This is a genomic window from Rhodococcus sp. MT28 (assembly GCF_058792695.1).
The window spans coordinates 1-10,243 of the sequence record NZ_JBXAFD010000040.1 but is presented as its reverse complement, the minus strand read 5'-3'; the positions used below and the strand labels follow the sequence as shown (position 1 = coordinate 10,243).

Here is a 10,243-nt window from a genome sequence, read left to right as displayed (position 1 = left end):
CTGCCGCATGTACTTCAGATTGGTCCGCGACAACCCACGCATGTCGGGAAAGGCCGATCGAAGATCGACGGCGAGCCTGTCGATCACCTTTGAACCCCAGCCCTCGGCCTCTTGACGCTGCACAATCGCGTGCCCTATGTCCCAATACAGACTGAGCAGTTCGGTGTTGACGATTCGGGTGGCGCGAACTCGCGCTTGCCGAACTTGCGACTTGAGATGGTCGAGAAGCTGGGCGTAGTCGGCGGGCAGTTCGGCTGGAGCATTCACCCATCCATCTTTACCCAGCGCTGCTGGGAACGCCCACCGGACATGCCCCCACTGGACACCTCAGCCCGCAGGAACGGCGACTCGGGCGTGCGCGCTAGACGCAGGATCACCCGGCCCTCGCACAGCTCAGTTCTTCACAGGGCGCATTGATCGGAGTGAATACGTCCAGCACCATAGCGGCCCTCACCTGAAATCGGGCGCGTCAGGCCTGTCCGCGCGCGGACAGGTACATCGTGTTTGCTGGTAGAGAAAGGTTCTCATGCCGTTCCTAGGTTCGACCATCCACCGTCCGGTATGCATGCTGATGACGGCAACAGTCGTCGCAGCCTCCATCGCTTTGATGTCGCCGGGCATCGCGTCCGCCCAATCAAACGGATGCTCGAAGACTTTCAACCTGTTCATCCCCGGAACCTGGGAAACCGCAGAAGACGCCGATCCCTCGATCCCGGTCGGTATGCTAAAACCGATCGCCCACAGCATCGCGGACACGAACGGTAGCGCGGCACAGGTCCACACTCTGCCGTACATGGCCCGAGCCTTCGACAACGGAAAAACCTACGCAGACAGCAAATCTGATGGTTTGACGAGGGCGAAGGACGTGATCGCCGAGATCGCAACGAAATGCTCCGACACCAAATTCACCATCACCGGCTATTCCCAGGGCGCGGACATCGCAGGTGATCTTGCCTCTGAAATCGGCAACGGCTCCGGCCCCATCAAGGCAGAGCAAGTCCTCGCGGTCGGGCTTCTCGCCGATCCTGGTTCCGGAACGAACGGCGAAGCAGTCATCGGCCCGAAGCCGTCAGGAAAGGGGATCGCCGATCCGCGGCCGCAGGGCATGGGGAAGCTCTCGGGCCGGGTCGCGTCGATCTGCGATCCGAAAGACCTCTACTGCTCGATCCAAAAAGGTTCGAGCCCGCTGCTCGGATCGCTGGGTTCAGTGCTCACCAAAGCTCCGAGTGCTGGAGTTGACGGCCAGGTAGGCGACAATTCACACCTGGCCACCGCGCTGGCGTCGGATTTCTCCCAAGCCGACCTTCCCAGCCTCGCCACAGCCACTGGCAATCTGACCAGTGAACTCTCGAAGACGGACGGCACAGTCGACCTCCAGAAGGTCGCCTCCAGCGCGAGAACGCTGGCGAACACCATCAGTCCGCTCGCGGAACTACTCGGCTCCGGTGCCGCCAATCCTGCGGCGAACGGGCAGCTCGCTGCAGCTCCCGCCGGAACAGCCGAAAATAATGCCGGCCACGTTCTAGACAAGGCCGGAGAATCTGATCTCAGCAGTGCGCTCTCGACAGTGACCGCGATCGCCGACACCGCGAGCACGCTCGCCAGCAAGGGCTCCACGACGCTGCCAGCTTCATCTCCGGACCTGACCTCCCTGTCGACCGCTGCTGGCACCCTCGACCGCCAGATCGCCCCACTCGCCACGACACCGAGTGACGTCCTCGGATCTGCCTCCGGAGTCCTCTCCTTACTCAAACCCACAGTGGTCGTCAACCAAGTCCTGGGCGTCGCCACCGGCTTCACCTCCCTGGATATGCCTGCGATCCTGGCGAACCTGAACCTTCTTCCGCAGAAGGTCGCAGCGCTCGACGCCCACGGTGCCCACAAGGTCGCAGGGGATCTGAACAACCAGTTCTCCCCATTGGTGAAGATGGCCGCCGGCGTCGATCTGAAATGGGTCTCACAGGTCCTGTCGGCAATCCCGGATCCGTCCGGCTACTCACAGGTCGCCGCGCTCGTCGCGTCGATCCTGGGAGGAGTCGACATCATCAACCTGGCAAACCTCGTCGGCCGTGTGCAGGAAACCGCTTGGGCCGCAGTCGAGAAGCTGCTCCCACCGCCAGGACAGCTCCCCGACCCGCTCGGGGCCGGAGCCACCATGACCGGCCTCGTCCCAGTCGGACTCGAACTCGCCACGGTCGCGGTCAACATGCTCGCCGGCAAAGCTACGAAGACTGATCCGACATTGCTCGGCAAGCAGGCCTCGACGGCCGCGACCACCGATTCCGCTCAGACACAGAATCTGGAACTCTCAGCACTGGCTAATTCGTTGACCGCCATGGCCAGTGCACAAGGCGCCAACGACCTTGCATCCTTAATAGGGGAGGGGCTCGACGCAGCGTCCTTCTTCGCCTCCGGGGCACACCAGAACTACAACTCTCTCGTCGTCGACAACGCTGGCCGCAACGCGATCCAGTGGATCTCGGACTGGCTCAATCTGCAGATCGGACGCGCAGCATGAGCCGGTAACCCGCCCTCACTCCGACATTTCGAAGAAAAAAATCTAACGATCGACCCCTCCTGGAGGGGCGGGGCGGGCCCGCGTGGCCAGTCCCCACCGCCGATCGAACCCACCTCCCCAATATGACGAAGTAGCACATGTCCCAGATGGGGGAGATCGCGATACTGCCGAAGCGGGTGAGGTGTAGCGGCGGTGTGTACGAGTGCGATCTAGTCGCGATCTTGCAAACGCCGCCTCGTCAGATCGTGACGCTACCCGTTTGAGTAATCCGGAGCTGGGTAGGTGCTCGTCATGGAGTCTTCGCGAATCGATGCCGAGATCACGTTGATGGTAGACGGCAGCAGCCACACCCTGACGGTCGACACTCGAACCACGCTGCTCGACGCGCTGCGGGATCGCCTCGGCGTGACGTCCCCGAAGAAGGGTTGTGACCACGGGCAGTGCGGATCGTGCACGATCCTCCTCGACGGGCGGCGCGCCGTTACGTGTTTGACGTTCGCAGTGGCACAGGACGGCGCACAGATCACCACGGCAAACGGTTTGGCGGGCCACGACGGTCTGCATGCCGTACAACAAGCCTTTCTCGACCAGGATGCGCTCCAGTGCGGGTACTGCACCCCGGGACAGGTGTGCTCGGCAGTGGGGATGCTCGACGAGGTGAAGGCCGGGCACCCCAGTCATGTCACGGAGGACCTCGATGCTGACCCGGATCTGGACGACGCCGAGATTCGAGAACGCATGAGCGGGAATCTCTGTCGCTGTGCTGCGTACGGCAACATCGTCGCAGCGATTCGACAGGTAGTGCAGTCGTGATGCCGTTCGAGTACCGACGCGCCGAGGATGTCGACGGCGCGTTGGCCCTGGTGACTGAAAACCCCGGCGCCGCCTTTCTCGGAGGTGGTACGAATCTGGTCGACCGTATGAAACTCGGCGTGACCAACCCGCGCATGGTGATCGATGTAAGTCGGCTGCCCCTCGCCGGAGTGGAGATGCTTCCGGATGGAGGAGTCCGCATCGGCGCGACAGTTCGAAACAGCGATCTCGCAGCCCACCCCGTCATCCGCCGCCGATACGCGGTGCTTGCTCGCGCTCTCCTGGCCGGAGCTTCAGGGCAGCTTCGTAATGCCGCGACAACAGCCGGCAATCTGATGCAAGCTACCCGCTGCGTCTACTTCCAGGACGTGACAACTCCGTGCAACAAGCGGGAACCCGGATCTGGTTGCTCCGCCGTCGGCGGCTACGTGCGCTACCACGCAATCCTGGGGGCTTCCGACAAATGCATCGCCGTGCACCCGTCCGACATGGCGGTCGCGCTGGCTGCGTTGGACGCCGTGGTCGTCGTAAGGGACCGCCGTGGCGAGCACAACATTCCTGTCAACGAATTCTACCGTCTCCCTGGAGATTCACCGGAACATGACACAGTTCTGAAACCCGACCAGTTGATCGTTGCAGTGGAGCTGCCCGTGCCTGCACCGGCGGCGCTGTCGACGTACGTCAAGACACGCGATCGCGCCTCCTTCGCTTTCGCTCTGGTTTCGGTTGCCGCTGAGATCGAACTCGAAAACGGTATTGTCGCGGGCGCCCGAATCGCCATCGGAGGCGTGGCGCACCGCCCCTGGCGCGCGTACAAGGCGGAAGAGGTCTTGCTGGGATCCCCGCCTACCGAGGAAGTGTTCGTGCAAGCCGCAGATGCCGAGTTGGCGAACGCGAACCCACAGTCGGGCAATGCTTTCAAGATTCCCCTGACACGCGGCGTCATGGTTTCGGTGCTGAGGTCACTCACCACCGGAGGGCCGACGTGATGAGGATGATCGAACCGGGCTACCTGGGAAATCCGATGGAGCGTCTCGACGGGTCCGCGAAGGTCACGGGGACGGCGCTCTACGCGTTCGAACATCCCGTGGAGAATCCCACCTACCTGCACGCCGTCCAGGCGACGGTTGCGCGTGGCCGCGTCGTCAGCATGAAAACGGAACTGGCAGAGGCACTTCAGGGTGTCGTCGCCGTGATCACCGTTTTCGATGCCCCACGCTTGGCGGATACCGAAGACCGAGAGCTGTCCGTACTCCAGGACCCAGCCGTCCACTTTCGCGGACAATTCATCGGTGCTGTGATTGCCGAAACACCCGAGACAGCCCGTCATGCAGCCGGGTTGGTACAAGTCGAGTACGACGAACTCCCTCATGATTCCGAGCTACGAGCCGATCGCGACGACCTCTACGCCCCGGAGGACGTCAACGGATTCGCGACCGACACGACCGACGGCGATGTCGAGTCGGCATTCGTGGCTGCGGATGTGACGATAGATCAGACCTACACCACTCCACTCGAACACAACAATCCGATGGAACCGCACGCCTGCATTGCAATCTGGGAGGACGACGCCGAGGGTGGGCGGGCGTGCGTCACCCTGTACGACTCTACTCAGGGCGTTCATGTCGTTCGCGAGACCCTGGCGCCCATGTTCGGGCTCGAACTCGAGCAGATGCGAGTCGTGGCGCCACATGTCGGCGGAGGGTTCGGTTCGAAGGGATCACCTCACGCGCACAACGTATTAGCGATTCTTGCTGCCCGCAGGACGGCGGGGCGACCTGTCAAGTTCGCGCTCACGCGGCAGCAGATGTTCGCGATCGTCGGATACCGCACATCCACCATTCAGCACCTGCGCCTCGGTGCGAACTCCCACGGTCTTCTGACGGCGATGTCCCACGACGTAATCGAGCAAACGTCGAAGATCAAGGAATACGCGGAACAGACTGCTGTTGCCACCCGGATCATGTACGCCACACCTAATCGCTCTACCTCGCACCGGGTTGCAGCCCTCGATGTTGCAGTCCCGTTCTGGATGCGTGCCCCGGGCGAGACTCCGGGTATGTATGCGGTCGAGGTAGCGATGGACGAGCTTGCCGTAGCTTGTGGCCTCGACCCGATCGAACTTCGTGTTCGGAACGAACCCGAAGTGGATCCGGAGAGCGGAAAACCTTGGTCAGGGCGGAATTTGATCGACTGCATGTACGCAGGCGCGGAGAGATTCGGGTGGAAAGATCGGAGTCGGCGTGATGGACGACGTCCGGTGCGTGGTGGTCTCAGTCCGGACGGCAACTGGATGGTGGGTACCGGCATGGCAGCGGCAACCTATCCGGCAATGACGAACCCCGGTTCGAAAGCGCGCATCGTCTTCGGAGCCGATCGAATTTACACTGTTCAGATCGGGGCGGCCGACATTGGCACGGGAACCTGGACCGCTCTGACTCAGATCGCCGCCGATGCTCTCGAATGCCACATAGAGGAAGTTCGGCTCCAAATCGGCGACACCACATTCCCTTTCGCCACAGTTGCCGGTGGCTCCGCCGGTATCTCGTCGTGGGGCTCTACTATCGTCGCGGCTGCCCGTCAGTTCCGCGCGGAACACAGCGCCACTCCCCTTGCCGGCGTGGAGACGACAACTGAGACGCCGGAGAATCCGGACGAGGACGTTTACTCCATGCATTCATTCGGTGCTCATTTCGTGGAAGCGCGCGTACATCGCGAGACCGGCGAGATCAGGATCCCCCGGATGCTCGGTGCATTCTCGATCGGACGCGCAATCAATGCAAAAACGCTTCGCTCACAGCTCATCGGAGGAATGACGATGGGATTGTCGATGGCGTTGCACGAGGAAAGCTTCCGGGACAACAGGTTCGGCCACGTGATGACTCACGACTTGGCGAGCTACCACATCAGCACAAACGCGGATGTGCAAGACATCGAAGCCTTCTGGCTCGACGAGACTGACGCACACGTCAACCCGATGGGATCGCGGGGCGCCGGCGAGATCGGGATCGTCGGGGCAGCAGCCGCTGTTGTCAATGCTATCTACGATGCTACCGGTGTGCGGGTACGCGACTTGCCGGTAACAGCGGACAAGGTCCTGTTCAGATGAGTCTTCGGACGACCGTAGAAGGTTAAGGAGCAAGCAATTCTCGAGCATCCCCTCATTCAGCGATGTGAAAGCATAGGCTTGATCACAGCCCTGAAAGGCGCAGTCGCCGTAGTCATCGCGTGGGTGATCGCGAACAGCGTCTTTCATAGCCCTGAAGCATTTCTCGCTCCGTACGCTGCACTCTTCATCATCGGGAACACCGTGCGGAACTCGATGCGGGTGGCCGCCCGCCAGGTCAGTGTGGTCGTCCTCGGAGTTGTTGTGGCCGCCGTCGCGGCGGTGACCCTTCCGACCGTCGCTGCATTGGCCATCGCAACGGGTGCAGGAATACTCGTCGGCCGCATTCCGCGGTTGTCGCCTGACGGGATTTGGGTCGCCGTCACCGCCGTATTGGTCCTTCTGTACGGAACAGCAACCAACCCGTACTTGGTGATGCACCGCATTGGTGACGTAGTGCTCGGAGTATTCGTGGGCATCGCGGTCAATGCCGTGTTGGTGCCGCCGGACTATCTCTCCGACGCCAGAGACCTCTTGGTGGCACGTACGCATGAGGTCGCGGACATTCTCCGACAGATGGCCGCGGACGTGAAAGCCAGTGCTGGAACACAGGGTTCATGGCGTCAACGCGCTCTGTCGGTGAACAAATCCGTTGCCGCGGAGACCGCGGTGATGGACGGTGAAGCCAGCCTGGTCGGAAACTTTCGCAAACGTGGGTGGTTGCGTATAGGAGGATCCGAGTTGTTTCGCCCGGCCGCCGAAGCACTCGATCGAGCAGCGCTACATCTCATGGGCCTGATCCTTGCCGTCGAGGACGGCGATTTCAACGAGAACGGGAGTTTGCAAAGTGCCGTCTCGGAGTTGCTCGAAGCGATGGCCAGAGCCTTTGCCGATGCGGGAAGAGGTCCGGTGCACGACCCTACCGACCATCGTTCCGTCACGACCTTGCCCCTTGCCCGTGAAAGATTGACCGCACTCGAAAAGCTCGTGCAGCAGGGAACAGTCACAACGTCCGTCGCACCTTCGATAGTTCTCTCCAGCCGTGGGTTACTTGCGGCGCTCGCTGTCCTGGATCGAGAGGAGTACGGAAGCTAGGGGAGTCTCGACCGAGTTTCGACACCCGGCTCACTGGGTAGCAACTCGGGCATGGTGACACACACGGTTGATGCGGACGACGCGCGTAAGCCTTCCGATCCGACCGACCTGACGGCGCAGTCGTGGAAGTTCGTAGCACGACGTTCTGCCCGAGAGTTCACTCGCGATCAGTGCACCGATCTGGCGGCGGCTTTGACGTACTACGCTGTGCTGTCACTGTTCCCGGCGCTTCTGGCGCTGGTGTCCCTGCTGGGAGTTGTTGGCCAGGGGCGTGCCAGTGTGGACACGGTGATGGAACTGGTGGCCGCTGTCGGACCGGACTCGGCCGTGGACACGATGCGTGGCACCGTCGAACAACTGGTGGCGGCCCCTACCGCCGGTTTCGCATTGATCATCGGTCTCGCGGGTGCGTTGTGGTCGGCCTCCGGCTATGTCGGCGCATTCGGGCGAGCGATGAATCGTATGTACGAGGTGGAGGAAGGCAGGCCGGTCTGGAAACTTCGTCCTCTGCAACTGGTCGTCACCCTCGCAGGACTTCTGTTGGTTGCCGCGGTGATCTTGATGCTGGTCGTCAGCGGACCTGTAGCCAAGGCGCTGGGTGATCAGCTCGGCATCGGAGACGGCGCGGTGACGACGTGGAATATTGCGAAGTGGCCCGTCATTCTGATCTGTGTCGCGTTGGCGGTGGCGGTGTTGTATTACGTGACTCCCAATGTGCAACAGCCGAAATTTCGTTGGATCAGCGTCGGAGCAGCACTCGCTATTGCAGTGTGGATCGCGGCCTCAGTCGGATTCGCTTTCTATGTAAGTCATTTCGGTAGTTACAACAAGACGTACGGATCGTTGGCCGGGGCGGTCATCTTCCTCCTCTGGTTGTGGATCACCAATCTTGCGTTGTTGTTCGGAGCAGAAGTTGACGCGGAACTCGAACGCGGCCGGCAGTTACAGGCCGGAATCGAAGCCGAAGAATTCCTGCGGCTGCCTCCTCGGGACACCAGCGTTTCGGAAAAGAACGCTCGTCTGCACGCACACGATATCGCCGCCGGTCGCGAACTTCGCGAAACGCACGGCGGCGAATGCAACGAAGGGACGTCGACCATGACCGAGCGATCCGATAGCCGGGCAACCGTTCCGAGCACCGCGCCGCCGAAAACTGTCGACACAGAGGGCGTAGACCCGCACGCACTGTCGACCGTACAACTCGTCGAGCGCCTCACCGAGCAGGTGTCCGACCTCGTACGGGCCGAAATGTCGCACGCAGTAGCCGAAGTCAAGACGAAGAGCACCCGGTTCGGTGTAGGGGTCGGTATCTCCGGCGCCGGCGCACTGCTGCTGCTGTACGGCTTCGCGGTACTTCTGGCGGCAGCAGTACTCGGATTGGCCACAACCCTCGAACCTTGGCTTGCAGCTCTGATCATCGCGGCAATCGTGATCGCCATCGGAGCAATAACCGCACTCGTGGGAGCCAAACGAGCGAAGTCCGCGGCGCCACCACTTCCGGAAGAGACCGTCGAAAGCGTCAAAGCTGACATCGCTACTGCCAAGAAGGGCGTGAAATGAGCACTACCGCAGACGGACCCGACGACAATGTTCGAGCCCAACGTGACGCTCTAGCCGCAACCGTAGGCGCACTCGCCGAAAAGGCGAACGTACCGGCCCGCGTCAAGGGTGAGGTGTCGCGTGACGTGGAACGGGTAAAGCAGCGGCCTGCAGCCGTCGCGGCGGCGTTCGGTCTCTTAGTGGTGTTCGTACTTGTCCTCCGCCGCCGCAGGCAGCGTTCCCGCCTCACCACGCACAAATAGCGAGCACTGTCGACGTTTGCGGTAACGATCGGCACGATGTCCCGGATTCGAACAAGATTCCAACGGTGAAGCTCCTTGCAATTGTCCCGTCCGAAGCTTCGGCGAGCTATCTCCGTCTTCGATAGGTTCGCGACCTACGTCGGTGCACGGACCTCGCAGGGATGGTTCTTCGTAGTGTGCATGGTGTGCTGGTGTGACAGTCCCAGCGCCGGAAAATCCGGCTCTCAGCACTCGCAACGGAGTTAGTGGAAACATTTCCCAAGCGGTGAACGCGGGGCGTGTATCTCGGCAGGGCAGAGGAGGATGCGGTGGACTGGTTCGTATCGGTGTGGGACGAGGACATGGGCGTTCATGTGTACCGCGGCGGTGAAGGATTTGATCGAGCGTCGGTGATCGAGCAGGTGCTCGCTGCGGGTCGGGTGATCGCGCGCCGTCAGGATGATTCGGTGGTCGGTACGGTCGGCAAGGTGGCCATCGCCGGCATCCCGGTGGATGCAATTCCTTTCGGGGACAACGGTATCGGTGACGATGAACTTCGCTGGCTGATCGGTGCCCAGTTCGACCGCGTCCGAGCAGGAACCGACGCAGCCCACACGGCCTCCCGTCCACGGCAATCGGACCCTCCTCGTATCTGAGGGGTCCGCCGGGCCAGAGTGGGGGTGCATTGTCCGGCGGACCGACCACAACCTCCCCGTCGGAGGGGCATTCCAAACATCCGCATCGTCATTGCGGATGTGTCAGCGCGTCAGTGTGGGGATTTGAAAGATAAGGCCTGGCTGCAAGGTTCAGCTGAGTTTTCCGAGTTCGGCACGTAATGTTTTCAGCGACTAGGTGTATGAGGAACGGACGTTGGTGACGCGGTGCCGGCGGTAAGCGGCGGGCGGTCGTCCTCCGCGTGCTGAATGCGGT

General features: G+C 61.6%; 9 protein-coding genes. 8 read left to right on the top strand and 1 reads right to left on the bottom strand.

Going from position 1 to position 10,243, the window contains the following annotated elements:
- The coding region (locus AC1Q6C_RS33135; protein ID WP_492667106.1) for a DUF1016 N-terminal domain-containing protein at window positions 1-267 on the bottom strand (267 nt) is incomplete at its 3' end.
- Window positions 268-526: 259 nt separating this feature from the next.
- On the opposite strand from AC1Q6C_RS33135, the gene AC1Q6C_RS33130 reads away from it, so the two are divergent.
- The 8 genes from AC1Q6C_RS33130 to AC1Q6C_RS33095 all read left to right on the top strand — a co-directional run bounded on the left by AC1Q6C_RS33130 (window position 527) and on the right by AC1Q6C_RS33095 (window position 9,969).
- Complete coding sequence (locus AC1Q6C_RS33130) at window positions 527-2,518, top strand: cutinase family protein (RefSeq protein ID WP_492667105.1); 1,992 nt, start codon at window positions 527-529, stop codon at window positions 2,516-2,518.
- Between the two features lie 291 nt (window positions 2,519-2,809).
- Entirely contained in the window at window positions 2,810-3,331 is a 522-nt protein-coding gene (locus AC1Q6C_RS33125; RefSeq protein WP_019749532.1) for a 2Fe-2S iron-sulfur cluster-binding protein, read from the top strand.
- A complete protein-coding gene (locus AC1Q6C_RS33120; RefSeq protein WP_234552709.1) occupies window positions 3,328-4,320 on the top strand; it encodes an FAD binding domain-containing protein in 993 nt (330 codons plus the stop codon). The genes AC1Q6C_RS33125 and AC1Q6C_RS33120 overlap by 4 nt, the downstream gene beginning before the upstream one ends.
- On the top strand, window positions 4,320-6,440 hold the full coding sequence (locus AC1Q6C_RS33115) for a xanthine dehydrogenase family protein molybdopterin-binding subunit (protein WP_029256722.1): 2,121 nt from the start codon (window positions 4,320-4,322) through the stop codon (window positions 6,438-6,440). The genes AC1Q6C_RS33120 and AC1Q6C_RS33115 overlap by 1 nt, the downstream gene beginning before the upstream one ends.
- A 78-nt stretch (window positions 6,441-6,518) precedes the next feature.
- Window positions 6,519-7,532, top strand: a complete 1,014-nt coding sequence (locus tag AC1Q6C_RS33110; RefSeq protein ID WP_492667104.1) for an FUSC family protein — start codon at window positions 6,519-6,521, stop codon at window positions 7,530-7,532.
- Between the two features lie 51 nt (window positions 7,533-7,583).
- The gene (locus tag AC1Q6C_RS33105) at window positions 7,584-9,092 is read left to right on the top strand and encodes a YhjD/YihY/BrkB family envelope integrity protein (RefSeq protein ID WP_492667103.1); all 1,509 of its coding nucleotides are present in this window, start codon (window positions 7,584-7,586) and stop codon (window positions 9,090-9,092) included.
- On the top strand, window positions 9,089-9,334 hold the full coding sequence (locus AC1Q6C_RS33100) for a DUF3618 domain-containing protein (protein ID WP_483634878.1): 246 nt from the start codon (window positions 9,089-9,091) through the stop codon (window positions 9,332-9,334). The genes AC1Q6C_RS33105 and AC1Q6C_RS33100 overlap by 4 nt, the downstream gene beginning before the upstream one ends.
- Before the next feature lie 308 nt (window positions 9,335-9,642).
- A complete protein-coding gene (locus AC1Q6C_RS33095; RefSeq protein ID WP_054782124.1) occupies window positions 9,643-9,969 on the top strand; it encodes a hypothetical protein in 327 nt (108 codons plus the stop codon).
- Window positions 9,970-10,243 lie beyond the last annotated feature (274 nt).